The sequence below is a fragment of the Lujinxingia vulgaris genome (assembly GCF_007997015.1).
Taxonomy (GTDB): Bacteria; Myxococcota_A; Bradymonadia; order Bradymonadales; family Bradymonadaceae; genus Lujinxingia; species Lujinxingia vulgaris.
Window position 1 is genome coordinate 455,647 of record NZ_VOSM01000003.1, and the last position, 25,734, is coordinate 481,380.

The window sequence follows — 25,734 nt, forward strand, 5'->3', positions numbered from 1 at the left end:
TCAAAAAGACCCCATCTGGATGGGGAGCCAGCGCATCGCCTGTGCCAACCTGTCACACTCAGGCCCCCCTTTTCCGATGGCATGTCGCAGAATGCCACATCCGATGGGGGGTCGAAGGCGATGCCTTATCGGAAAACACCCATCCGAGGTGGGGTCGAGGGGGTGCTCGAGGCCTCCAGCTCTCATTTTTCGCGAGCCTGAGGCCTCGACCACGCCAACCGGTCACACTCAGCCCCCCCTGTTGGCGAATTTTGGTCAAAAAGACCCCATCCGGATGGGGGGCCAGGGCATTGGCTGTGCCAACCTGTCGCACTCAGCCCCCCCTTTTCCGATGGCATGTCGCAAAATACCACATCCGATGGGGGGTCGAAGGCGATGCCCGATGTGTTTGCCTCGCGTTCTGGCGGGTTCGGGGGGATGAACGATGGCCTGCACCTGTGTTTCGAGCCGGGGAATCGTCAGAACGCTCTTGCCGCAGGATCTGGCGAGCCGAAGCTCTGGCGCGCCTATCGCCCGCAAGGTGGCCCGGTTGGCAGCCCCCCTTTCGTGGTGATAGACCTGCAGCCCTGTTGGTAGTGCCCGATGATGCGCTTTGATGGCGCATGAGCGTTGACTCACATTTCTCGAATTTTTTGAAAACGGAGACGGCATGACCTCGTACTCGATGGCCTCTGCCCCCTGGCGCGCGGCGCTTGTGGCGGCCGGCGCGCTGGCGCTGAGCCTGACGCCCCCGGCAGCTTCCCCCGCCCTGGCGCAGGATTCGCCCGACCCGAGCACCCAGAAGACGGTCGAGGCCGGCGACCTGATGGAGAGCCGCACGCTGGAGAACGGTCTCGATGTGATCGTGATCTCCGACCCCACCCTGCCGATCGTCACGATCGAGCTCACCGTGAAAAACGGCGCTTACACCGAGACCGCTGAGCTCAACGGGTTGAGCCACCTCTACGAGCATATGTTCTTTAAGGGGAACGCCGTTATCCCCAACCAGGAAGCGTACCTGGAGCGGATGCGCGAGCTGGGGATTGTGTTCAACGGCACCACGAGCAGCGAGCGGGTCAACTACTTCTTTACGCTGCCGGCGGCGAACCTCACCCCGGGCCTGCAGTTTATGTACGACGCCACCACCTCCCCGAATTTCGATGAGGCGGAGTTTGAGCGCGAGAAGCAGGTCGTGCTTGGCGAGGCCGACCGGGCCGAGTCGAGCCCCTACTACTGGCTCAACCGCGGGGTGGAGCAGCTCCTGTGGCATACCTACCCGGCGCGCAAAGATCCGCTGGGCTCGCGAGAGGCGATCATCAACGCCACCGTCGAGCAGATGCGGCGCATGAAGGAGCTTTATTATGTGCCCAACAACTCGGTGGTGATGGTCGCCGGCGATGTGGAGCCCGAGGCGGCGTTTGAGGCCGTTGAGGCCGTGTTCGGGCAGTGGGAGCGCGCCGAAGATCCCTTTACGATTGAGCCCGTCCCCCCCCACCCTCCTCTTGCCGACGATAGCTATGTGGTGGTGGAGCGCGAGGTGCAGGTTCCGGTCTTCCAGTTCAACTGGCACGGCCCCTCGGTCGGCGAAGACCCGGTGGGAACGCATGCGGCCGATGTGCTCAGCTATATTCTGAGCCAGCCCACAAGCAAGTTTTATAAAGCGCTGGTCGACAGCCAGCTCACCCTCGGCGCCTCAAAAAGCTATTACACTCAGGCGTTTACCGGGCCCATCAGCCTGACGGCCCAGGCCCTGCCCGAGCAGTTCTACGCGGCGATGGAGGCGGCGCTCATTGAGGTCTCGCGCTTTGCCGACCCCGACTACTTTACTGATGAGCAGCTGGAGGCGGCCAAGACCATCCTGGCCGTGCAGGAGATCTACGGTCGCGAGCAGACGAGCTCCTTTGCCCACACCGTGACCTTCTGGTGGGCGGTGGCCGGCCTGGATTATTACCGCAGCTACATCGCGGATCTGGAGGCGGTGACCCGCGAGGATATCGCCAACTACGTGCGCACCTACATCCTCGACCAGCCCATGGTCGTCGGCGCGCTGGCCAGCCCGGAGCAGGTCGAGAGCCTGGGGCTGAGCGAGGAGCGCCTGCAGGAAGTCGTCGAGAGCGTGCGCGCTCGACTGGAAAATGAATCGAGCGACACGAGCGATAGCGCTGAAAACGAAGGAGGCCAGTGATGATGAACGCTTCGAACCTTTGGATGCGCTCGTGTGTCGCGCTTGGCGCGGCGGCTGTCTTTGCGGCCTGCTCCGGCGGTGCCCCCACCCCGGATGAGACCCCGACGGAGGCGCCGGCACCCAACACCGCCGCCTCCGATCGCCCGATCCCCGAGCTGCGCGAGCTGAGCTTTATCGAGGGCTCGCCAGAGATCACCGAGCTGGAGTCCAGCGAGACGGTGCGCGTCACGCAGGTCGGCGAGCTGAAGGTGATTCATCGGATCACGCCGGCCAACCAGGTGGTGGTCGCGCGGCTGATCACCGAGGGGGGGCAGGCCGGCCTCACCGAGAGCATCGCCGGCATCGAGCGCCTGGCGCTGGGTGTGGCCGCCGGTGGCGGCACGCTCTCGACGCCCAAGGACGCGTTTAACGCGCGTCTGGACAGCGTGGGCGCCTCGGTGGGCTCCTTTGCTTCCGCCGACTACTCCGGGATGTCGATGCGCTCGGTGGTGGAGCATTTTGACACGACCTGGGAGCTCTTTACCCAGGCGGTGCTTGAGCCGGCCTTCCCCGAAGAGGAGGTCGAGCTGCAGCGCACCCGCCAGATCGCCTCGATTGAGAGCATCAAAGATGATCCCGATGCCCTGGTCGGTGAGCTTGTGAGCGACCTCTATTTTCGCAACCACGCCTACGAAAACCGTCAGATCGGCACGGTGGAGTCGGTCAGCGCGCTGAGCACCGACGAGCTCAAAGCCTGGCAGCGCAGCCTGCTTGAGCCCGAGCGTATGCTGCTTGTGGTGGTGGGCAACATCGACCACGACCTGCTGGTCGAGCGCGTCGCGGAGAGTTTCGGGCGCCTGGCGCCCGCCGAGGGCGACGTGCCCGGGGTGGCCGAGGTGGAGCATACCGAGCCTGCGCTGGAGGTGATCGCGCAGGAGCTTCCCACCAACTACATCATGGGCTACTTCGAGGCGCCGGCGCTCAACGAAGCCGATTATCCGGCGATGCTGCTGGCCACGCGTTATCTGCGCGATCGCCTCTTTGAGGAGGTCCGCACCCGTCGCAACCTGACCTACGCCGTCTCGGCGGGCATGGCCTCGCGTAAAGAGAATTTTGGTTATCTCTACGTGACCGCCACCGACCCGGCCGCCACCCTGCCGGTGATGTTCGCCGAGGTGGAGCGGCTGCAAGACGAGATGGTCAGCGACGCGGCGCTCGAGAAGATCCGCAACGTCTTTTTGACCAGCCACTACATGAACCTGCAGACCAACGCGAGCCAGGCTGGCATGCTCGCCGACCACGAGCTCCTGGGTGGCGGCTGGCAGGAGGCCGACGCCTTCCTCGACGCCATCAATGCGGTGACCCCGGCCGATATCCAGCGTGTGGCGCAGGTCTACATGGGCGACTACCAGTTTGCGGTGGTTGGTAACCCCGAGGCCGTCCCCGGCGAGCTCTTCGGCGTGGAGGACGACGCCGTGGAGGAGACGCAGACCGAAGAGGTGGTGGGCGAAGAGGCCGATACCTCTGACGAGTCCGCTCCTGCGGAGGCCGAGCCCGAGTCCTGATGTAACACTTTAAAAACAAGCGCCACCCCCGACGATGACGGGGGTGGCGTTTTTTGTTTTTTTCGCTTTTGTTTCATGCGCTTCGGCGTCTCCTCCCTCCCCCATCGTGCCATGCCTTTCTCCCCCGCTCATGCCATTCGCCAGCGCGTTCCGCTGGGACTTGATTCGCCCTCATCGGCCGACGTGCTCATCGACGCCACCGCCCTGGACACCGGTCACCGCGACCGGGGCATCGGGCGCTACGTTCACGGCCTGGTTCAGGCCATGGGAGCGCTGGAGCCTTTGCCAGAGGCCGCGCTCCTGAGGCTGCACCCCGAGGCCACTCCCCTGCCTCAGAAAGCCGAGAGCAAGGCCCGGGGGCCCTCCGACGGCGAGCTCGCCACGCCATTTGCGACCTGGAAGCTGCGCCGCCCCCGCACCACCCACCTCGGGCGGTTTTTGATCAATGAGCTCCGGCTGGCCCGGGAGCTGCGCCAGTCCGGCGCAAAGCTCTACCACGCCACCGAGCCCTGGTCGGCGCCGGTGGGGCCGGGCTTTAAGACGGTGATCACCTGCCACGACCTGATCCCGCTGCAGTTTCCAGAGCATTATATGGGCAAGGGGCATCGCTACTGGCAGGTGTATCACCACTACATGAGGCTGCGGGAGCGGTGGGGTGCGCTCGACCACATCATCGCCATCAGCGAGGCGACAGCCACAGAGCTAAAGCAGCGCTTTAACGTAGCCGATGAGCGTATCACGGTGGTGCCCAATGGCATCGATCACGGCCATTTTAAGCCCTCTGCGCCGGAAACGATCAAAGCTCTCAAGCAGCGCTTTAATTTAGAAAACCCATTCGCGCTCTATGTGGGGGGCTATGATTTTCGCAAAAACACCGAGCTTTTGATCCGCGCGCTGGCCCAGCTTCCCTCCTCCACCGAGCTCACGCTGGTGTTGGCCGGGGGGGGCGACGCACAGGCGCGTAAGGCCCACGACGCGCTGGCGGAAAAACTCGGCCAGGCCCACCGGCTGCGCTGGCTCGGCTTTGTCGATGATCGCGATCTTCCGGCGCTCTACGGCGCGGCCGAGTTTTTCGTATACCCCTCGCTGGCCGAAGGGTTCGGGCTGCAGGCTCTGGAGGCGATGGCCTGTGGCTGCCCGGTGATCGCCAGCGAGCGCTCCAGCCTTCCGGAGGTCGTGGGCGATGCGGCGCTCCTGGCCAACCCGGGCTCGGCCTACGGGTGGGGTGAGTCGATGAGCGCGCTCTTGAAAGACGACGCACTTCGCGAGAGGCTGCGCCGGGCCGGGCTTGAGCGCGCGCAGAGTTTTTCCTGGGAGCGCTGCGCCCGAGAGACCGCCGCGGTCTATGAGCGCCTGCTGGCCTCCACCTAATGAGCTGTAGACGATGACTTCTTCAACGATGGCGCTTCCCCCCGAGGCCCGGGTGGCCTTTGTGGCCGACCAGTTCGCCGACGCCCCGCGCACCCCCGATGAGCCCTACCCGGGCGGGGCCGAGCTCACCGACGCCGCCGCGCTGGAGGCCGCGCCGGTGGAGGTGACCTGCCTGCGCAGCGCCGAGCTTGAACCTGAGCAGGTTGGCGAGTTTGATCTTTTGATCCTGGGAAACACCGAGGCCCTGGGAGCAGCCCAGGTGCAGGCGCTGGTCGCCCATGGCCGCCACGTGCTCTTTGAGCATGACCTGCGTCTGTGCCGCTGGCGTGGCAATTTTCCGTCTGCCCCCGACCGCATGCATCGGCTGGGCGCGACCTGCACCTGCCCCCACCCGGTGGCACACGCCCTTCTTGACTCGGCGCTGGGCGCGATCTTTTTGACCGAGAGCCAGCGCCGCCATTACGCGAAAAATCCCTATTATAAAGGCGTGCCCTACGCCGTGCTGGGGAGCTCGCTGATGAACCGGGATTTTTTCGATGAGGTAGACCGCCGTCGCGCGGAGGGCAAAAAGGAGCGCGAGCATCGGGTCACGGTGTGTTATTCGGGCTCGGCGTCGAAGGGTTTCGAGGAGGCTCGGGCCTTCTGCCGGGAGCAGGGCGAAGAACCCTTTGTGATCCGCCACCTTCGCCCCGATGAGGTGCTGGAGGTCCTGGCGAACTCCAGAAACTTTGTGTACCTGCCCCAATCCTTTGAGGCGGCCGGCCGCCTGCCCCTGGAGGCCCGTTTTCTGGGGGCGAACGTGATCACCAACCGGGTCACGGGCATCGCCCGAGAACCCTGGTGGCAGCTGGATGACGCCGCGGCGCTGCAGCATGTGCGCCGGGCGCCGGAGCGTTTCTGGGAGCACGTGGCGCGTTTCTACCAGCGTCCAGCGCGCGCCGGGCGGCCGGCAGAGACGCTGGCCGCACTCACCATAAAAAGCGTGGCGCGGCGCCCCCTGGCCACCCTGCTTGCGGCCAGCCGCGCCGCCCTGGAAGCCTCACCCCTCTATCCCAATCTGGGCCTTGCTGCAGAGACGCTGGAGCGTGCTCAGGCAGACCACCGCCGCGCGCTGGCCCCCCTGGAACCCTCGGAGCTCGTATGACCATGCTCGTCACCGGCGGCGCCGGCTATATCGGAAGTCACGTGGCCTGGGCGCTGATCGACGCCGGCCATCAGGTCTTAATTCTCGACAACCTCTCCACCGGCGTACGCGAGAACATCCCACCTGCGGCCGAGCTCATCGAGGGCGATGTGGGCGACGCGGCCCTGCTCCGGAAGATCTTTTCGGAGCACGGCATCGAGGCAATCCTGCATTTTGCCGGCAGCATCGTGGTGCCCGAGTCGGTCGAAAATCCGCTCAAGTATTACGATAATAACACCGCCCGCACCCGCACGCTGATCGAGGAGGCGGTGCGCGCCGACGTGCCCCGCTTTATCTTCTCGTCGACCGCCGCGGTCTACGGCTCCCCCGATGAGCTTCCGGTCACCGAAGACTCACCGGCACAGCCCATCAACCCCTACGGGCGCTCCAAGCTGATGACGGAGTGGATGCTCAAAGACGTGAGCGCGGCCCACCCGCTGAACTTCGTGGCGCTGCGCTACTTCAATGTGGCCGGGGCCGACCCGGCCGGGCGCACCGGGCAGTCCACCCCTCAGGCCACGCATCTGATCAAAGTGACCTGCCAGCTTGCCAGCGGTCAGCGCGAGTCGATGGCGATCTTTGGCACCGACTACCCCACCGCCGACGGCACCTGCATCCGTGACTACATCCACGTCAGCGATCTGGCCGACGCCCACCTGCGCGCGCTCGACTATCTCTCCGGGGGCAACCCCAGCGCGATCTTCAACTGCGGCTACGGCCACGGCTACTCGGTGCGCGAGGTGATCGGGGCGGTGGAGAAGGTCGCCGGCACCCCGCTTAACGTGCGCGAAGAAGGCCGCCGCGCCGGAGACCCCGCCGAGCTCATCTCCGACCCCACGCGTCTGCGAGACGCCACCGGCTGGACGCCCCGCTACGACGACCTGGAGCTGATCGTGAAAAGCGCCCTGGCCTGGGAAGCCAAAACCTCCCCCTGATCTTTTCAACCAGAAAACAAGAGCGAAGCTGTGGTGGAGAGGGGGTCTGGGGGCTTTTTGCTCCGACACGCCCCCCCACTGCTTCAGCTGGCCGCGAGGGCTTCGAGGCGTTCTTTTAAGTGATCGTTGAGCTTTTCGATCGAAAACTCCGCCTCGACGATCGCGCGCCCCTGCTGGCCGAGCGTCTCCCAGAGGTCGGGATCTTCAAGCAACACTTCAAGGTTTTGAGCCAGCCCCTCCACGTCGCGCTCCTCGGCGATGAGGCCGGATTCGCCGTGGCGCACAAGCTCCGGGATGCCACTGTGGCGCGTGCTCAAGACGGGCATTCCCGTGGCCAGCCCCTCCATCAGCACGACCGGCAGGCCCTCTTTATCACCGTTTTTCGCGGTGACGCTGGGGGTGAGCAGGATGTGGTGATCGAGCAAAAGCGCGATGATCTCATCCTGATGTTTCCAGCCTAAAAACTGCACCGAGTCGCCCAGCCCCAGGGCCTGCGCGCGGGCTTTGAGCTCGTCGCTTAAGGGCCCGTCGCCGGCGATATGGTAGCGCGCGTCCGGAAAACGCTCGCGGACCCGGGCGAAGGCCTCCAGCCCGTAGGCGATGCCCTTCTTTTCGACCAGGCGCCCGATGGTCAGCAGGCGCACCTCGCCATCGGCCTCGGGCCGGCGCACCTTGAACTCAAAACGCGTCGTGTCGATGCCCATCCGGTGCACGGCGATCTTCTCGGGGGGCGCGCCAAGCTCAATGAGCCGCTCTTGCCAGTGCTCGCTGATCGGCAGAAGCAGCTCCGCGCCTTTAAAGAGCTCGCGGTAGACGCCGGGGCCGCGTTCGATGGGAAAGACGCTCATGTCGTAGCCGTGAAAGAAGACGGCGAGTTTGCCGCGCAGCGCGCCCATCTCCCTCAAGATCTGGCACTCGCGGCCCAGGTTGCCGAAGTGGCAGAGCACCACATCAAAAGGCTCAAGCCGGCTTAAGTGCGCGGCCTTGACCATCAGCGAGGCCGAGAGGGTTTCGTCGTGGCGGCGGGCGGCGCCCACACCCTTGATCATGCCCGGGAGCAGGCGGCGCTTTTTGGTGCGCAAAAACGCGCGCACGCCGTCCAGGGCCTGCTCTTTTGCCGGGCGGCCGTGGCGCGTCCAGTACACGGTGCGCGTCATCAGGCCGTAGCGCTCCACATCCGGGTGCACCTTCTCGGCGCGGGCGGGCGGATCGGCCAAAATCGTCACATCGCAGCCCCGATCGATGAGGCCGGTGATCTGGTTGAGCACAAAGGTCTGACTTAAGGCCGGGAACTGCCCGGTGACAATGGCAACGCGCATACAAACTCCTGGGTGAATCGCCAGGGCCTACCTACCAACCGGACCGTCGGCGGCAAAGTCCAAAGCGCGGGCTTTTTGAAGATCCGGCGATCGCCGCAGCAGCAAAGGGCGAGTCGGGGAGGAGGGATCTTTTTGCGAAAAAGACGTTGCCAGAAACCTGAAAGCACCTACAGTTACTGAACACCTGTAGCGCACCCTGCAGGATGTCGATGCATGCCGCCAGGCATGTCGAATGCCGTGTTTTTCGCTGATGCAACATCTGAAATGAATGGGGTCGTGTAATGGCCAGCCTGACATCGCTTCCACATATTCAACGCGCCACCGATCTGGAGCGCCCCGAGCACGAGGCGCGCTGGGAGCTGAGCACGCTCAAGGGCAAGCTCAGCGAGTTGAGCGGGCACTCTGCGGCCGGGGTCTCGGTGGCGCTACGCCTGATCGCCCAGACGCAGCGGGGCGGCGAGCCTGCGGCGTGGATTGGGTCGACCTCGCGCTTGTTTTATCCGCCGGATGCGGTGGGCTGGGGCATCGACTGGGAGGCTTTGCCGATCATCGGGCTTGGCGACGCAAGGCAGGCAGCGCGCGCCGCGGATAAGTTGCTGCGCAGCGGGGCGTTCGGGCTGGTGGTGGTCGATCTTCCGCCCCGCGCCTTTGTGCCCGCGCCCCTCCTGGGCCGGCTGATGCATCTGGCCGAGACCCACAACAGCGCGCTGCTCTTTCTGACTCAGAAATCGCCCACCGAGGACTCCTTAAGCTCGCTCATCGCGCTGCGCGCTCAGGCCCGCTGGGCCAGCCTTGATGCGCGGCGGCTGCGCGCGCAGCTCGACATCATCAAAGACAAACGACGCGGCCCCGGCCACCAGATCCTTGAGGACTATCATGGACCGCTGGGCCTGCATTAACGCCGCCGACTTCGCGCTGCAGGTCCTGTTGCGCGCGCATCCGGACTGGCGCGAGGAGCCGGCCGCGCTCCTCGATCGCGACCACCCTCAGGGGAAGCTCGTGGGGCTGAACCTGGTCGCGCGCCAGGCCGGGCTGCGCTCCGGGATGCGCTACGGTGAGGCGCTGGCGCTGATCCCGGCGTTGCGCGCCGGCACCATCGCCCCGGAGGAGGTCGAGGCGGTGGCCGACGCCATCGCCCGCGCGCTGATCGACTATGCCCCCCAGGTGGAGCGCCACGAGGAGCTCGCCGGGCTCTTCTGGCTCAACGCTTCGGGGCTGAGCAAGCTCTACCCGAGCTGGCGGCTGTGGGCCGAGCCCCTGCGCGATCGTTTGATGGAACGCTTTGAGATCCGGGTTACCCTGGTGGTGGGTTTTCGCAGAGCGCTGACGTATGTGATTGCGCGGACATCGCGAACCTCCGGGGCCTTTGATACGCCGGAGGCTGAGGCCCGGGCTGCGGGAAAGGCCCCCTTGAGCGAGCTCGACTTAAGCCGCTCCGACCGCGATCTTCTGGCGCACCTCAACCTGCGCACCCTCTCCGATCTTCTAGCGCTCCCGGCGCACGGGCTGGAGCGGCGCTTGAGCCCGGCGCTGGTGGCGCTCTACCACCAGGCCCGCGGCGATCGGGAGCTTCCTATCCGCCCCTTTCGCGTCGAAGAGCCCACGCAGAGCTCCCAGCACCTCGACTACGCCGAGCGCGACACCCACCGCCTGCTCTTTCTGATCAAAGGCCACCTTCACCCCCTTTTAAGGCGGCTGGAGGAGGCCAACGACAAGCTCATCGCCCTGGAGCTGCACCTGGAGCTGGAGCGTCACCCTGCGCTGACCGAGCGCATTGAGCCGGCCCAGCCCACCCTCGACGCGCTCACCCTCTCGGACTTGATCCGACTTCAGCTCGAGCGGCTGGATCTTCCCGCCGGGGTCACCCAGCTCACGCTGACGGCGCATAGCGAGAAGACGCGCACCGAGCAGCTTCGTTTGTTTCTGGGGGGTGACGAGCCGCCTGCGCGTGACATTGAGGCAGCCAATCGCGCGCTGGCCCGCCTGCGCGCGCAGTTTGGCGTGGAGGCGGTCCAGCGCGTGCGGATGCGGCAGGCCCACCTGCCGGAGGGCCGCTTTCTCCTTGAACCTTTTGATGCGCTGCCCCTGCCGACCCCCACAGCGCTGAAGACCTCTCAGGCGGTGCGTCGCTTCTACCCTACTCCGCTGCGCCTCCGCGGGCTGCCGCCGGCCCGCGAGCGCGAGGGGCCCCACACCATCTGCGGCGGCTGGTGGGTACGCGAGCTTCACCGCGACTACCACCTCATCGCCACCAACGACCACCGCCTGATCTGGGTCTTCTACGACCACCGACGCCACCGCTGGTACGTGCACGCCGAGTTCTAAACTCGCCACTCGCCATGACCTACGTCCCCCTCTTCAACAAATCCAACGGCTCCTTCCTCGAAGGGGCAAGCCACCCCGAGGAGCTCGTCGATCAATGCGCCGAGCTCGGCCTCCCAGCGCTGGCGATCTGCGACCGTGACGGAGTCTACGGCGCGGTACGTGCTTTTCAGCGCGCTCAACAGCTCAACATCAAACTCATCGTCGGCTCGCAAATCACCCTCGACGACACAAGCACCATCATCCTCCTGGCCCAGACCCGGCAGGGCTACGCCAACCTCGGCGCGCTCATCACCCGGGGGCGCCTCCGCTCCGAGAAAGGCAAAAGCCAGGTCAGCTGGCAGGAGGTCGCCGACCACGCCGAAGACCTCATCGCGCTCTGGGGCGGCCCCGAGAGCCTGATCTGGCAAAACGAGCTCCCCGACGCCGTAGCCTCACTGCTGCGCGAAGCCTTTGGCGATCGCCTCTACGCGCTCATCACCCGCCACCAGACCGAAGACGAACACGCCCGCGAGCCCCTCATCCTCGCCAGGGCTGAGCGCTACGGCTTGAGCTGCGTCGGCGCCACCGAGGTGCTCTACCACCGCCCCGATCGCCGCCCCCTCCAGGACATTCTGACCTGCATCCGCCACACCACCGAGCTCTCAAAGGCCGGCAACCTCCTGCGCCCCAACGATCTCTATACCTTGACTCCGCCGACCGATATGGCGCGGCGCTTTGCCGACCGCCCCGACCTCCTTGAGCGCACTCTGGAGGTCGCCCGCCGCTGCACCTTCAGCATGGGCGAGCTGCGTTACTCCTACCCGATTGAGGAGCTCCCCGAGGGTCACACCCCCGACTCCTGGCTGCGCGCCCTCACCCTGCGAGGCGCCCGCCAGCGCTACGACGGCATCATCCCCCACGAGGTCCTCACCCAGGTGGAGCGCGAACTGGGCATCATCGCGCAGCTCCACTACGCCGGTTATTTTCTGACGATGAAAGAGATCGTCGAGTTCTGCCGCGCGCACAACATCCTCTGCCAGGGCCGCGGCTCAGCGGCCAACTCCGCGGTCTGTTTCTGCCTGGGCATCACCGCGGTCGACCCGGTGCGCATGGGCCTTCTTTTTGAGCGCTTTATCTCCCCGGAGCGCGCCGAGCCCCCCGACATCGACCTGGACATCGCCCACGAGCGTCGCGAAGAGGTCATTCAACACGTCTATGCCCGCTACGGCCGCCAGCGCGCGGCCATGGTCGCCAACGTCATCCGCTACCGCCCCCGCTCGGCGGTTCGCGATGTTGGCAAAGCCCTCGGACTCCCGGAGGCCCTCGTCGACAGGCTCGCCCGCCTTCTCGGCCACCGCGGTCAGCTCGGCACCGAGACCTGGGAGCAGGCCGAGCTCGACCCCACTCTCCCCCTTCACCGCCACCTGGAGACACTCACCAACGCCATCCTCGACTTCCCCCGCCACCTCTCCATCCACCCCGGTGGCTTTATCTTGGCGGAAGAGCGCGTAAGCGACCTCGTCCCGGTCGAAAACGCCTCCATGGAAGACCGCACCGTCATCCAGTGGGATAAATACGACGTCGAGGCGCTGGGCCTCTTTAAAGTCGATCTTCTGGGCCTGGGCGCGCTCACCATGATCGACCGCGCCTTCAAACTTCTGGAGCGCCACCACCAGCGCTACCTCGATCTGGCCAGCATACCCACCGAAGATCCGGCAACCTTCGACATGATCTGCCGCGGCGACACCCTGGGCGTCTTCCAGATCGAGAGCCGCGCCCAGATGGCCATGCTTCCTCGCCTCAAACCCCGCACCTACTACGATCTGGTCATCGAGATCAGCCTGGTGCGCCCCGGCCCCATCACCGGCGACATGGTCCACCCCTACCTTCGCCGCCGCCAGGGGCTTGAGCCCGTCGACTACCCCCACGAGAGCCTCGTGCCAGTGCTTGAGCGCACCCTCGGCATCCCCCTCTTCCAGGAACAGGTCATGAAGCTGGCCATCGTCGCCGCCGACTATACCCCTGGCGAAGCCGACCAGCTGCGCCGCGACATGGCTGCCTGGAAGCAGCATGGCCGCATCGAGCGCCACCGCGAACGCCTCATCACCCGCATGATCCAGAAGGGCATCGAGCCGGACTTCGCCGAGCGCGTCTTTAGCCAGATTCAGGGCTTTGCCGACTACGGCTTCCCCGAGAGCCACGCCGCAAGTTTCGCGCTCCTGGCCTATGCAACCTCCTGGCTGCGCTGCCACCACCCGGTGGTCTTCGCCGCCGCGCTGCTCAATTCCCAGCCCATGGGCTTCTACAGCACCTCCACCATCGTCGAAGACGCACGCCGCCGCGGCGTGGAGGTTCGTCCCATCGACGTGCACCTCTCCGAGTGGGACTGCACCCTGGAGCCCACCGACACCCCGCCCTTTGCCTTCGCCCTGCGCATGGGGCTTCGCCAGCTACGCGGCTTCTCCCGTCAGGCCGCCGAGCGCCTCATCGAAGCCCGGCGAGTCAAACATTTTGAGAGCGTCGAAGATCTGATGCGCCGCGCCAACCTCGCCACAAACGACCACCAACGCCTCGCCCGCGCCGGCGCCCTCTCCACCATCGGGGTAACCCGCCGCCAGGCCCTCTGGGAGATCACCGGCCGCCCCACAGAACTCGACACCCTCTCACTACCGATCGACGCCCGCGATCCCGTCCCCACCTTCGAGAAGCTCAACCGCCTGGAAGCCATCGAGTGGGATCACCGCACCTCCTTTCACAGCACCCGCGGCCACCCCCTCCAGGAACTTCGTCCCCTGCTCCGCGCCCGCGGCCTCCCCAGCGCCGAGCAGCTCAACGATCTGCCCCACAAGACACGCACGCATTTCGCCGCACTCGTTATCTGCCGCCAGCGCCCCTCCACCGCCTCCGGCGTCGTCTTCATGACACTCGAAGACGAGACCGGCCTGGCCAACATCGTCATCTACCCCCGCGTCTTCGAGCGCTTCGCCGTGCTCGCCAGGACCACACCCTTTATCGGCATCTCCGGCACCATCCAACACGAGCAGGGCGTCACTCACCTGATCGCCGACCAACTCTGGCGCCCTCGCCTGGAGAGCGGTCCTCCCAAAGTCCGCTCGCGGGACTTCCACTGATCGTATCTCCCGCGATTTAACCCCGGCGCCCTCCCCTTGATCCTTCGACCTCAACTCGCTACAAGTCACCTCGCAGGCTGCAGCCCGGCCTCCCTCCCACCCCTTCACCCCACCCAGTTCACACAGCTGTGACAGCAAAAGCCCCCCGCTTGCGCTACACACCCCCCGTTCACCTGCGAGCCAGTCGAGCTCCCTGATATGAACTTCGACTGAGATTTCGCTAAGTTAACATCAGCAAAACGCGTCGCCCCACGGAATGACTCACTTGAGGTATCTCCCCATGTTGAATGCCCGGTCCGTACGCTCACCGCTGCTCTTTCCTCTAACGCTGCTGCTCGCAGCCTCACTGGCCCTGGGTGCCTGTGGCGACGATCCCGAACCCGAGGATCGTCCCGACGTCGAAACCGACGCAGGCCCCGACGCCGATGTTGGCCCTGACGCAGACGTCGACCCGGATCCCGACGCTGACGTCGATCCCGATCCCGACGTCACCGACCCGACCGATCCCCCCGAAGGCGCCGTCGCCTGCGACGAGCGCATGCCCGCTCCCCCCACCGGTGAGCGCTGCATCGTCATTCCGGGTAGCTCCGACAACATCCTGATCCGCGGCACCATCCTGGCCGGCGGCGAAGTCTACCACGAGGGCTCCCTGCTCCTCGATGACCAGAGCCCCAACCGCCAGATCACCTGCTCCGGCTGCGGCTGCGCCGATGAGCCCGAGGCCCAGGACGCCACGATCATCTCGTGCCCCACCGGCGTCATCTCCCCCGGCCTCATCAACCCCCACGATCACATCACCTACTCCCTCTCGCGCCCCCAGCCCCACGGCGAAGAGCGCTTTGACCACCGCCACGACTGGCGCCGTGGTCTTCGCGGGCACGACCAGATCGACACCAGCCCCGGCTCCGACAACAGCCACGAGGGCATCCTCTATGGCGAGCTGCGCATGCTCTTTGGCGGCGCCACCAGCATCGTCGGCTCGGTGGGAAGCGGCGACGCCGACGGCATGCTGCGCAACCTCGACAACACCAGCTACACCGAGGGCCTGAGCGGCGTTGACGTCCTCTACCGCACCTTCCCCCTGGGCGACGTCAACGGCACCCTGCGCGCCTCCGGCTGCGACTACCCCGGCATCGACGACGAGAGCCGCCTGAGCGCCGGCACCTACCTGCCGCACGTCTCCGAGGGTATCGACCCCGAGGCCCAGAACGAGTTCCGCTGCCTCTCCGGCGGCTCCGGAAGCGATCTTATCCAGGACAACACCGCCATCATTCACGGCATCGGCCTCTCGGCCCGCGACGTCGCCCTGATGGCCCAGCGCGGCTCCACGCTCGTCTGGTCGGCCCGCACCAACGTCGACCTCTACGGCAACACCGCCCAGGCCCCCCTCTTCAAGAAGTTCGGTGTCCCCATCACGCTCGGCACTGACTGGTCCGCCAGCGGCTCGATGAACATGCTCCGCGAGCTGCAATGCGCCGACTACCTCAACCGCCTCTACTTCGATGAGACCTTCACCGAGCAAGAACTCTGGGAGATGGTCACCGCCAACGCCGCCGACGCCATGGGCGCCGGCGACCAGATTGGTCGTCTTGAAAACGGCTACATCGCCGACATCACCATCTTCGACGGCGCCGACCGCCTCCCCTATCGCGCGGTCATCGACGCCGAAATCGCCGACATCGTGCTCGTGATGCGCGGCGGCGAGCCCCTCTACGGCGACGCCGAACTCATTGAGGAGCTTGTCGACAGCGCTGAACTCGACGGCTGCGAGATGATCGACGTCTGCGAGCGTGACCGCCGCCTCTGCGTCGAACTCGACGCCGGCAAATCCCTGAGCGACATCCGCTCCGCGGTCAGCTCCAACGCCTACGAGCTCTTCTTCTGCGGTGAACCCGAAGATGAGCCCAGCTGCATGCCCTTCCGTCCCAACGAATACACCGGGCTCAGCGACACCACCGACACCTCCGGCGACGGCATCCCCGATGCGGTCGACAACTGCCCGGCCTTCTTCAACCCCATCCGTCCCATGGACGGCTCAACACAGGCCGACACCAACGGCAACGGCCTCGGCGACATCTGCGATCCCTGCCCCTTGAGCGAAGATCCCAGCTGCACCGGCATCGACCCCGACGACCTCGACGGCGACGGTCAGGCCAACGACGTCGACAACTGCCCGGTCCACTACAACCCCGACCAGGAAAACTCCTCCGGTGATGAGTTCGGCGACGCCTGCAGCCCCTGCCCCGACACCTTCCTGGGCGACGGCGCGGCCTGCCCCGGCTCGATCTATAGCCTCAAAGACGGCAGCGTCGCCCCCGGCGCCCTCGCCACCTTTGAAGGTGTTATCGTCACCGCCGTAGCCGAGGGTGAGAGCTTCTTCGTCCAGGTCGACCCCAACAACGAAGACGACTACGAAGGCGCCGAGTACAGCGGTATCTACGTCTTCAACCGCGGTGGCACGGTTGAGCCCCAGGTGGGCGACCGCATCAACCTCACCGGCTCCACCTCGCTCTTCTTCGGCCAGATTCAGGTCGCCAACGTCGCCAACATCGAAGTCCTTGAGAGCGACTACCCGCTGCCTGAGCCGGTCGTCGTGTCCCCGGCCGACGTCGCCAACGACGGCCCCCTTCAAGAAGCCCTCGAAGGCGTGCTCGTCCGCGTCGAAAACGTCACCGTCACCGACAACGCGCCCGCCGCCGGCCCGGGCCAGGGCGACAACGCCTTTGAGTTCGTGATCGACGGAGAGGTCCGCGTCAATAACCTCATCTACACCATCAATCCCAAGCCGGACGTCGGCGAGGAGTTCGCCAGCATCACCGGCGTGCTTCGCTGGGCCAACGAGAACTCCAAGATCGAGCCCCGCTCCGAGCTGGATGTCATCTCCGGTCCGCCCTACCTGGCCTCCATCGAGCCCTCCCCCATCTTCGTTTCCACAGACGAGGGCGACGTCACCACCGTCACGCTCACCTTGAATCGCCCAGCCGAAGCCGACACCGATGTCACGGTGAGCTACTCCGACGAGAGCATCATTGCCGGTCCGGTTGGGGTTGTTTTCACGGAAGGCGCAGATCGGCTGGAGATTGAGCTTATGTCCATTACCCCGGACACCGAGACGACCATCAGCGCCACAGTCGATGACGTCACCCTCACCGCGCCGGTCTTCACCTACAACAGCGCGAGCCCCCGTCAGATCGAGTCCTTCTCAGCCTCCACCGAGACCGCCTTCATCGGCGACCAGGTGCAGTTCGACCTCGCGCTCAACATTCCTGCGGGCGATGCTGGCGAGACGGTGAGCATCAACCTGCTCCCCATTGAGACCACGCTGACCTACCCGGCCGATGTCACCATCGCCGCCGGCGAGCGCAACGCCAGCTTCTCGCTGACCTTCGATGAGGGCGCTGGCGACTACACCGTCGAAGTCACCCTGGGCGGCGACACCCTCAGCATACCGGTCTCCATCGTTGAGCCCCCCAACGAGCTCACCGAGTCCTTCGACAACTTCGACGGCCCGGGCAACACCTATGCCTCCGGAAGCTTCGAAGGCGATGCAGGGTTTATCTGGAACTACACCGAATCACGCCTGACCGATGACATTGTTAATGCTGATGAGAGCATCGACGGCACGGGCGTCATGTTCGCTCGCTCCGGCGACAGAGCCCTGAGCGCCGAGGGTATTGAAGGCGGCATCAGCTCGATTCGTTTCGACATGCGCAAGGCTTACACCGGCCAGGGCGCGCGACAGGTTGAAGTCTTCATCAACGGTGCCTCGATTGGCACCTCCGAGACCTTCGGAAGCGGCAGCGGCGCCGACCCCACCATCGTTGAGTTCTTCGTTGAAGACATCAACGTCTCCGGAGACTTCGATCTGGAGATTCGCTCCATCGGCAGCGGGCAGCTCACCATCGACAACCTCGTCTGGACCGCCTACCTCCCCTGAATCTTCAGCCGGCTCGCCAGCAGGCGGGCCGGCTTCAGGGGTAGCATCATCGAAAAAGGCCACGCGAACATCGCGCGGCCTTTTTCTATTCCCCCATCAAGAAAGAAAGTTGCACCGCGCTCACATCGGCGTTAAGACTCACCCGGCGGTCCGCTGTTTCCAAACTCGATGGGATACCTCTCATGGCCATGACCTGAATTGCTCCCGACCGCTCTAATTTGCGATGGTGTTGATTGTATAAACCCGGCCCTCGCCGGGTTTTTTTGTTCTGAAGCCCACCTGCGCAGCCGCTCGCGAGTTGACCGCACGCCGGCTTTCCTTGCTATGCTGCAAGTGCCCTCTGAGCCTACCCGCACCGGCCCGCCCCGATGAACGCTAAAGACCCCGCGCCCACCCCCGATTCGCGCTCCCCGCGCGATCCTCGCGCCACCGGTCGACTCAGCGCGCTCACGTCTCCTGCCGAAGCCATCAGCTCCCCCCAGCCTCGCGAGACATCGCGGAGGTTCAATCGCCGCCTGGCACTGGCCTATATCCTGCTCGCGGCCCTCTGGATTCTCTTAAGCGACGCCCTGGTCAACGCCCTCTTCACCGCCCCGGCCTCCCGCGAACTCGCCCAGACCCTCAAGGGACTCTTCTTCATTATCTCCAGCGGGCTTCTCCTCTACGTCCTACTTCGTCGCCACCTCGCCGCACTCCACACCGTCGAACGCCAGCTCGTCACCCGCGACGCGCACATCGGGCGAATCATCGACACCATGGCCAACGGCGTGGCGCTCATCGATCTCAATGGCGCCCTGGTCGACGTAAACCCCGCCCTCTGCCGCCTGCTCCACCAACCTGCCGACGCGCTCCTCGGGACCACACTGGGTCCGCTGATACTTCTTGAGAGTCGCGACACACTGACACTAAATCTCGCGCTCGAGCGCGCGCGTTCCCGGGGCACCTTCGCCGCTGAGCTCGCCTACCCCTCCGACAACGACCGTCACGTCGAAGTCCACCTCACGCTCGCTCCCCTCTTTGATGATGACGGTCAGCTCACCGGCTACGTCGCCGACTTTCTCAACATCGGCGAAGTCCGCCGCGCCGAGGCCCACCTCGAGGGCATCGGCGCCGTCATCGAAGAACTCGCCAGCGAAAACGACATCGCCACCCTCGGCGACAAAGCGCTCCGCGCCGCCTCCGACCTGACCGAGTTTGAGCTCGGCGAGATCGCGCTCTTTACCCCCGACTCGCCGACCTTGCGCGTGTTCTGGAGCCGCGGTCTTACGCCTTCCGGCGACGCATCCGCCCGGAGCGCCCTCGACTTCGCCACACACCTTGTCGAACGCGGCACCTTCGCCTCGCGCGACCTGTCCGACCTCTCCAGCACCTACCGCGATCAGGGCGTACGCCACATCGCGGGCGTCCCCATCGTGCGTGACGAAAAAGCCTGCGGAGCGCTCATCGTCGCCACGCGCGATCCCCGGCGCCAGCTCGCGCCGCGCCACATCACCATGCTCAACGCGGTAGCCCGTCAGCTCGGCGTCGCCCTGCACCGCCACGCCCTCCTGCTGGAAGCACGCACCTCCGAGGCCCGCTTCCGCGACGTCATCGACACCGTCCCGGACATCCTCTACCGCACAAGCCTCCCCGACTTCGCCACCACCTTCATCAGCCCGGCCACCGAGCGCCTGCTCGGCTACCCCGCCCGCGCCTTCTACGAAGACACCCAACTCTGGCGTTCCCGCATCCACCCCGACGACCGCGACGTCATCACCCACACCATCGAGCACGCCATCGACCACGACGAGACCTACGTCGTGCGCTACCGCAGCATCCACCGCAACGATGAGCGCACACGCTGGTTCGAAGACCGCGGCCACGTCGAACGCGACGCCAACCACAATCCCATCGCCATCACCGGCGTCATCTCCGACATCACCGCCCAGAAGATCGCCCAGGATCGCCTCACCTTCCTGGCCTACAACGACAGCCTCACCACCCTGCCCAACCGCCACGGCCTCATCGAAGCCATCGAGGCCCACATCGCCCGAAATCCCGACGCCAGCGCCGCTCTCTTCTACGTCGACCTGGACCGCTTCCACCTGGTCAACGACATCCTGGGCCATGACGCCGGCGACGCGCTACTCCTCGATGCCCGCGACCGCCTCCAGTCGCTGCTGCCCGCCGACGCCGTCCTCGCCCGCATCGGCGCCGATGAGTTCGTCGTATTTATGCCCTCCTCAGACGACCTCTCCCTGGAGTCCCACGCCCACACCATCCAGAGCGCCTTCAGCCGTCCCTTCAGCATCAAAGGCCAGGACTCGTTCCTGAGCGCCAGCATCGGCATCGCCTCCTACCCCCGCGACGCCGCCGACGCCACCACGCTGCTCAAGCAGGCCCACCGCGCCCTCTCCCACGCCAAAGACACCGGCCCGGCCAACTTCTCGCTCTACGCCGGCGAACTTGCCGAGCGCCAGCAACGCCGCCTCGCGCTGCAATCCCAGCTCCACGGCGCCGTCGAACGCGGCGAACTCCGTGTGGCCTACCAACCCATCATCGATCTTCAAAGCGGACGCATCACCGGCGCAGAAGCCCTCCTGCGTTGGACCGACGCCCACGGCCAGCATATCTCGCCAGCCGAGTTTATCCCCGCCGCCGAAGAATCCGGGCTCATCGTTCCCCTGGGCGACTGGGTTCTTGAGCGCGTCTGCCGGCAGATTGCCACATGGCACGGCCGGGGCCTCGACGTCTCCGTCGCCGTCAACCTCTCCCCCCTGCAGTTTCTGCGAAGCGACATCGTCGACCGCATCCTCGCAGCCATCGCCAACGCGAAGATCCCCGCCCACCGACTCGCCTTGGAACTCACCGAATCGGCCATCCTCGCCGACCCGGAGCACACCGCACGGGTCGTGCGCCAACTTCGCGACCACGGCCTGCGCGTGGCCATCGACGACTTCGGCACCGGCTACTCCTCCCTGGAGCGCCTCAAGCAGCTCCCGGTGCAGACCCTCAAGATCGACCGCTCCTTCGTCAAAGACCTCCCCGGCGATGAGCGCGACACCAGCATCGTTCGCTCCATCGTCACCCTCTCCCAGAGCTTCTCCATGCACTCTCTGGCCGAAGGGATCGAGACCCTGGAGCAGTGGCACCTGCTCCGCGAGATGGGCTGCCACTACGGCCAGGGCTTCTACTTCAGCCCGGCCATCCCGCCGGAGCGCCTCTTCGAGCAGGCCACCTCTCCTCCGGCCTGGGCTGCGCTACCCGAGCCCCTCTAACCATCTCATTTTCAAGACGATCCTCGTCTCAACAAGGTTTTACGCGAACCTCATCGCCGCCTTGACCGCCGACACCCCCTCGGTATACTCACGGCTAACCTACAGTATAAGCTCAGCAGGCAGCGACCTTTTCTGCCCGCGCTATGCTTCGCTGCTGCACTTGCACCTGGATTTACGTTTGCGCGTCGTACGACGCGCCAATTCACCACGAACAACACGCCGCTCGCGGCGCGTTGCGGAGGAAAGAGATGATGGGAAGCTACACAACAAAGTTGCTCGCGTTGCTGGCCGCCGGCGGCCTCTCGCTGACAATGGCCTGCGGTGAGAGCACGGTAAACGTGCCCACCGACGAAGATCCTCGCGATCACGAGCAACCGGACATCCCCGGCACCAGCCGCCTGGAGCACGTCGAGCCCTGCGACCCCGCACAGCTCGCCTGCACCCGCACCCTGGCGGTGGAGGACTCGGCCACCATCTCCGTGCGCCTGGTCGACGCCGACGGCAACCCCATCCGCAACGCCATGGTCGGCTTCGCCCTGGAGACCGTCGTCGGCGCTCAGGGAGCGACCCTCTCGGCCGCCAACGACATCACCGACGACAACGGCATGGCCTCGACCACCGTGCGCACCGGCGGCGACCCCAACACCGCCACCGGCACCATCCGCGTCGAAGCCACCGTGGACCAGGAAGGCGTCAACGCCCTTGAATTCAACATGGGCATCAACGCCAAAGACTCCGCCTCCTACATCGTAGAGTACGAGCACGCCGGCTCGGCCGTGCTCGACACCGTCGAGACCCTCTTCCTCCCGCCCACCGTCACCTGTGACGCGGCCGAGGAAGCCTTCAACCGCGACGGCCTCTGGCCCAGCGCCGACTTCGTGCGCAACGCCACCGTCAACGCCGATGGCTCCATCAACGACGTCATCCTGCCCTCGGTCGCCAACAACACCGCCTACACCATCATTGGTTCGGCGATTCAGAACGTCGGCACCCGCGAAGTCAGCGTCGCCGTCGGCTGCTCCGAGAACAACCCGCCCGTGCAAAACGGCGTGAGCACCGTCGTCGAGATCGAGCTCTTCGACTACTTCCCCACCATCGCCGGCACCTACCAGGTCACCCACGCCTTTGACCTGCGCAGCGGACTTCCGCCTTCAGTGCGCGACGTCATCGACCTTATTGGCACCCTGGCGGAGAGCCCCGCTCGCTTCATCCTGGGTTGCCCGGCCACCATCGATTACTGCGAAGGTGGTACCCGCGGCCTGCTCGACTTCCTGCTCGACTTCGCCGGCGATTCGCTGGGCGGCTTTGCGGACACGCTTCGCGACTTCCAGAGCAACGGCACCCTGCTGGCGCTCGCGCTCGACTTCCTCGACGATACCCTCGAAGGCCTCCTGCCCCAGTGGGCCGTGGATGGTCAGCAGATCATCGGTGACGTTGTCAGCATGCTCGAAGCCTTCGTCGTTGAAGGTTCCATCATCATCGACGAGCAGCCCGTCATCGACCTGGCCAGCGGTCAGGCCACCGCGGTCCTTCTCCCCGAGAACAACCGCCAGCTCTGGAACGACATCGTCCTGACCTGGAGCCGCGGCTGCGAAGGCCAGCCCGCTTCCTGCTCCGAGGTCCGCATCCGCTCCTTCGATGTGGGTGAAAACGGCAGCGCCGTCTTCGGCAACTTCGGCGCGACCATGATCGGCGCCACTGCCCTCGAGATCGACAAGCACCCGCTCACCCTTCAGTACGGCAACCTCATCCTTGCCGTCATCGAGAAGGTTCTGCTCCCCCGTCTCTTCGCCGACGCCCCGACCCCCATCGACTCGCTTGAGGCGATGCTCGGTGAGCTCATCGACTGCGAGGGTCTCGCTGATAAGGTCTCCAACCCGGGCGACACCATGTACAACGCCATCGTCCAGGCCTGCGAAGTCCTCCAGGACGAAGCGGCTGACACCGTCCGCGACTACGTCAACGACAGCCTGGTTGCCGACTCCGAAGACAACTTCCGCATCGGCACCCCTGCCGGCGAGCCCTGCGAGATCTACCAGCCCGCCGTCTACCCGCCCGGCTCCTCGGCGAGCAGCGGCTGGCCTGGATACCCGCTGCCCTTCATCCAGACCCTGGGCACCCCCGAGCTTCGCTGCAAGTGGGAAGCTGAGTTCCGCTTCAGCACCGAGAGCCAGCCCTCCATCCTGGACGGCACCTTCTACGGCAACCGCTCCGACAGCGGGAACTGAACGCATCACACCCACAACCTCCTGAACAGGAGGTTGTGAACCCAACAAAAAAGCCGGCCCTCTCGGGCCGGCTTTTTTGCTCTGAGATTAATCGAGATTTCAGCAGCGCGCTCAGCTCGGCGCGCCCTTCACCTCAATCCCCATCTGACGGCAGGTGAACAAAAAGACCTCCATCTCCACCTCACCGAGATGCTCCTGGGGAAGCGCCTCCAGAATCTCACTCCAGGTCAGCTCGCCCTTCTCACGACCACGCCGCAACAACTCACGCTTGTTATCGTGGTAGGCGGTCTTCTCGGGATTCGACTCAAACTCGCTCTGCTCAACCATGGGACACTCCTTTAGGGCGAGCACGAAGGGTGGCTCATGCTCTCCGCTGCAATCCAACTGTGGACTTGGGCGAAGATAAGCACCGGAACTCCCTGTTCAATCACCCGCCACAGCGCGCTCGGTGACCATATCGGCTGCCCCCAGTCCCAGCGCCTCATAGAGCTCGCCGAGCAGGTAAATCGACCCGAAACAAAGCACCGTTTTGCCCGCTTTACAGCTGGCCATCGCCTCGCGCAGACACCACCCGGCATCCCCCACGCCCCGCAAATGCAACTCCGGCACACGAGCCCGAAGCCCGGCCTCATCAAGCGCCCGCGGCGTAGCGATCCTCACAGCCCAGACCCCCACTCCCAGCTCCGAGAGCAACGCCTCCAGCCCCTCCTGCTTCTTATCTTCGAGAGCCCCCCACACCACAGCCCCCACCTCCCCGGTGCTCCCCGCCCCCAGCTCCGAGCGCAACGCCGCAATCCCGGCCGGGTTATGCGCCGCATCCAGCAGCAGGTCGTTCACGCGACCGTCCGACCCGACGATCCTGCGCCGCTCCATGCGTCCCGGCCACTGCCAGCGCTCTAAACCTCGCTGCGCGACGTTTTCATTGTACGCTTCCCCCAGAAACACCTGCGCCGCGCATCGCGCCGTCACATGATGCCGACGCGCCACCCGCGAGCGACCTTCGTGTGTGACCTGGCCCGCGTCCCAGGCCAACGTCGGCGCATAACGCGACCCTTCTGAGGCCCGCGCCCACAGCACCTCAAAGGCCTCCGAGTGCTCCTGCTCCCCGATCACCACTGGCACCCCCGCCCGCATCACCCCGGCTTTCTCGCCAGCGATGGCCTCGAGCGTATCTCCCAGATACGCCTCATGATCGCGGTCGATGGTCGTGATGATACTCAGCGCCGGCTCAATCGCGTTGACCGCATCAAGCCGCCCGCCCAGGCCCACCTCGTAAATCGCCACATCAACGCGCTGCGCCTCAAAGAGTCGAGCGGCCATCAACGTCGTCAGCTCGAAAAAGGTCAGCGCATCTTCCCCAACGTGCGACACGTCGCCGTAGCGCGCATACACATCCTCCAGCACCGGCATCACCTGCGCCGGTGTCAGCGGCACCCCACCCACTCTGAACCGCTCTTCAAACCCCACAAGATGCGGGCTCGTATACAACCCCACCCGAAGCCCGTGCGCCCCCAGAATCGCGCTCAACGAAGACGCAACCGTACCTTTGCCGTTGGTCCCGGCCACCACGATCGCCGGCGCACAACGCTCTGGATGCCCCTCGGCCTCCAGCGCCGCGCGCATGCGCTCCAACCCCAGCTTGATCGTAAAGCGATTCTGCTCAAAAAGGCGTTGCTTTAACGCCTCCCAGCGCTGCAAATCGCTGCCTGCGTCGCTCAATGGAACGCGAAGCGGTCTTGCAACTCCAGATAGCGCAGGTAGCGGTCGTAGGCCTCGCAATCCAGAATCTCAAAATACCCGCGGCGATCGATGAGGATCAGCTCATCACGCACCAGCTCGTTGAGGATCTGCTTAACCTCACCGATCTCCAGGGCGAGCACGTCGGCCAGGTTCGCAGGAATCGGCGCCGACTCCCCGGCCCCCTCCACGCGCTTAACCCGCTGAGTCTCCGCACGAAGCTGATGCAACACACGCGCCTTATTGGTGCGCAGCACAAGGTTCGAGACGCGGTACTGCGCCTGGGTAAGACGCTGGGTCAGCTTCTTGAGCATCCGCAGGGCGATGTCGGAGTTGCCCTTGATCATCCCCTCGAATTGCTCCGTATCCACCTGAATCACGGAGGCATCTTCGGTCACCACCGCGCTCACCGGCCGACGCGGCTCACCGAGCATCGCCAGCTCTCCACAAAACTCGCCAGCGCCGAGGTCTTCAACCACAACCTCGGTGTCATGAATCCGCTTGGTCAGGCGCACACTCCCGGACTTAATGACATACATCCGGTTGCCCTCCTCGCCTTCACGAAACAAGACCGTCCCTGCGGCGCACTGACGAACACCTTTTTCACTCACGAGCTACCCTGAC

General features: G+C 65.2%; 15 protein-coding genes. 11 read left to right on the top strand and 4 right to left on the bottom strand.

Annotated elements, in window-relative coordinates; all coding sequences use genetic code 11:
• Positions 1 to 649 precede the first annotated feature (649 nt).
• From FRC98_RS08830 to galE, 5 genes are all read left to right on the top strand, one after another.
• Complete coding sequence (locus tag FRC98_RS08830; protein WP_146980931.1) at positions 650 to 2,164, top strand: M16 family metallopeptidase; 1,515 nt, start codon at positions 650 to 652, stop codon at positions 2,162 to 2,164.
• Positions 2,164 to 3,708 (top strand): M16 family metallopeptidase, encoded by a 1,545-nt coding sequence (locus FRC98_RS08835; protein ID WP_146980932.1) that lies wholly within the window; start codon positions 2,164 to 2,166, stop codon positions 3,706 to 3,708. Before FRC98_RS08830 ends, FRC98_RS08835 begins: the two co-directional genes overlap by 1 nt.
• Before the next feature lie 111 nt (positions 3,709 to 3,819).
• The gene (locus tag FRC98_RS08840; RefSeq protein ID WP_230467443.1) at positions 3,820 to 5,079 is read left to right on the top strand and encodes a glycosyltransferase family 4 protein; all 1,260 of its coding nucleotides are present in this window, start codon (positions 3,820 to 3,822) and stop codon (positions 5,077 to 5,079) included.
• Positions 5,080 to 5,092: 13 nt separating this feature from the next.
• The gene (locus FRC98_RS08845) at positions 5,093 to 6,223 is read left to right on the top strand and encodes a hypothetical protein (RefSeq protein ID WP_146980934.1); all 1,131 of its coding nucleotides are present in this window, start codon (positions 5,093 to 5,095) and stop codon (positions 6,221 to 6,223) included.
• Positions 6,220 to 7,197 (top strand): UDP-glucose 4-epimerase GalE, encoded by a 978-nt coding sequence (gene galE / locus FRC98_RS08850; RefSeq protein WP_146980935.1) that lies wholly within the window; start codon positions 6,220 to 6,222, stop codon positions 7,195 to 7,197. The genes FRC98_RS08845 and galE overlap by 4 nt, the downstream gene beginning before the upstream one ends.
• A gap of 83 nt (positions 7,198 to 7,280) precedes the next feature.
• On the opposite strand, the gene FRC98_RS08855 is transcribed toward galE, so the two are convergent.
• Positions 7,281 to 8,516: a glycosyltransferase gene (locus tag FRC98_RS08855; protein WP_146980936.1), complete on the bottom strand. Its 1,236-nt coding sequence runs from the start codon at positions 8,514 to 8,516 to the stop codon at positions 7,281 to 7,283.
• 281 nt (positions 8,517 to 8,797) lie between these two features.
• Here FRC98_RS08855 and FRC98_RS08860 point away from each other — a divergent pair, with 281 nt between their 5' ends.
• The 6 genes from FRC98_RS08860 to FRC98_RS08885 all read left to right on the top strand — a co-directional run bounded on the left by FRC98_RS08860 (position 8,798) and on the right by FRC98_RS08885 (position 23,373).
• A complete protein-coding gene (locus FRC98_RS08860; protein WP_146980937.1) occupies positions 8,798 to 9,415 on the top strand; it encodes a P-loop NTPase family protein in 618 nt (205 codons plus the stop codon).
• A complete protein-coding gene (locus FRC98_RS08865) occupies positions 9,393 to 10,841 on the top strand; it encodes a Y-family DNA polymerase (protein ID WP_230467444.1) in 1,449 nt (482 codons plus the stop codon). The genes FRC98_RS08860 and FRC98_RS08865 overlap by 23 nt, the downstream gene beginning before the upstream one ends.
• Positions 10,842 to 10,855: 14 nt before the next feature.
• Complete coding sequence (locus FRC98_RS08870) at positions 10,856 to 13,951, top strand: error-prone DNA polymerase (RefSeq protein WP_146980939.1); 3,096 nt, start codon at positions 10,856 to 10,858, stop codon at positions 13,949 to 13,951.
• A gap of 280 nt (positions 13,952 to 14,231) precedes the next feature.
• Positions 14,232 to 17,888 carry an amidohydrolase family protein gene (locus tag FRC98_RS08875; protein ID WP_146980940.1) on the top strand — a complete coding sequence of 1,219 codons (3,657 nt, stop codon included), beginning with the start codon at positions 14,232 to 14,234 and terminating at the stop codon, positions 17,886 to 17,888.
• A gap of 368 nt (positions 17,889 to 18,256) precedes the next feature.
• Positions 18,257 to 21,145, top strand: coding sequence for a sensor domain-containing protein (locus FRC98_RS08880; RefSeq protein ID WP_146980941.1), 2,889 nt, complete (start codon positions 18,257 to 18,259; stop codon positions 21,143 to 21,145).
• A 248-nt stretch (positions 21,146 to 21,393) separates the two neighbouring features.
• Positions 21,394 to 23,373 (top strand): Ig-like domain-containing protein, encoded by a 1,980-nt coding sequence (locus FRC98_RS08885; RefSeq protein ID WP_230467445.1) that lies wholly within the window; start codon positions 21,394 to 21,396, stop codon positions 23,371 to 23,373.
• A gap of 111 nt (positions 23,374 to 23,484) precedes the next feature.
• On the opposite strand, the gene FRC98_RS08890 is transcribed toward FRC98_RS08885, so the two are convergent.
• The 3 genes from FRC98_RS08890 to FRC98_RS08900 all read right to left on the bottom strand — a co-directional run bounded on the left by FRC98_RS08890 (position 23,485) and on the right by FRC98_RS08900 (position 25,721).
• Entirely contained in the window at positions 23,485 to 23,700 is a 216-nt protein-coding gene (locus FRC98_RS08890; RefSeq protein ID WP_146980943.1) for an RNA polymerase sigma factor region1.1 domain-containing protein, read from the bottom strand.
• 96 nt (positions 23,701 to 23,796) lie between these two features.
• Positions 23,797 to 25,092 carry a bifunctional folylpolyglutamate synthase/dihydrofolate synthase gene (locus FRC98_RS08895; RefSeq protein WP_146980944.1) on the bottom strand — a complete coding sequence of 432 codons (1,296 nt, stop codon included), beginning with the start codon at positions 25,090 to 25,092 and terminating at the stop codon, positions 23,797 to 23,799.
• A complete protein-coding gene (locus FRC98_RS08900; RefSeq protein WP_146980945.1) occupies positions 25,089 to 25,721 on the bottom strand; it encodes a Crp/Fnr family transcriptional regulator in 633 nt (210 codons plus the stop codon). The genes FRC98_RS08895 and FRC98_RS08900 overlap by 4 nt, the downstream gene beginning before the upstream one ends.
• Positions 25,722 to 25,734 lie beyond the last annotated feature (13 nt).

Coding starts and splice junctions, on each gene's coding strand:
- galE (WP_146980935.1), top strand. CDS start 6,220: ATGACCATGCTCGTCACCGGCGGCGCCGGCTATATCGGAAGTCACGTG.
- FRC98_RS08860 (WP_146980937.1), top strand. CDS start 8,798: ATGGCCAGCCTGACATCGCTTCCACATATTCAACGCGCCACCGATCTG.
- FRC98_RS08830 (WP_146980931.1), top strand. CDS start 650: ATGACCTCGTACTCGATGGCCTCTGCCCCCTGGCGCGCGGCGCTTGTG.
- FRC98_RS08880 (WP_146980941.1), top strand. CDS start 18,257: ATGAACGCTAAAGACCCCGCGCCCACCCCCGATTCGCGCTCCCCGCGC.
- FRC98_RS08870 (WP_146980939.1), top strand. CDS start 10,856: ATGACCTACGTCCCCCTCTTCAACAAATCCAACGGCTCCTTCCTCGAA.
- FRC98_RS08840 (WP_230467443.1), top strand. CDS start 3,820: ATGCCTTTCTCCCCCGCTCATGCCATTCGCCAGCGCGTTCCGCTGGGA.
- FRC98_RS08845 (WP_146980934.1), top strand. CDS start 5,093: ATGACTTCTTCAACGATGGCGCTTCCCCCCGAGGCCCGGGTGGCCTTT.
- FRC98_RS08855 (WP_146980936.1), bottom strand. CDS start 8,516: ATGCGCGTTGCCATTGTCACCGGGCAGTTCCCGGCCTTAAGTCAGACC.
- FRC98_RS08875 (WP_146980940.1), top strand. CDS start 14,232: ATGTTGAATGCCCGGTCCGTACGCTCACCGCTGCTCTTTCCTCTAACG.
- FRC98_RS08890 (WP_146980943.1), bottom strand. CDS start 23,700: ATGGTTGAGCAGAGCGAGTTTGAGTCGAATCCCGAGAAGACCGCCTAC.
- FRC98_RS08885 (WP_230467445.1), top strand. CDS start 21,394: ATGATGGGAAGCTACACAACAAAGTTGCTCGCGTTGCTGGCCGCCGGC.
- FRC98_RS08865 (WP_230467444.1), top strand. CDS start 9,393: ATGGACCGCTGGGCCTGCATTAACGCCGCCGACTTCGCGCTGCAGGTC.
- FRC98_RS08835 (WP_146980932.1), top strand. CDS start 2,164: ATGATGAACGCTTCGAACCTTTGGATGCGCTCGTGTGTCGCGCTTGGC.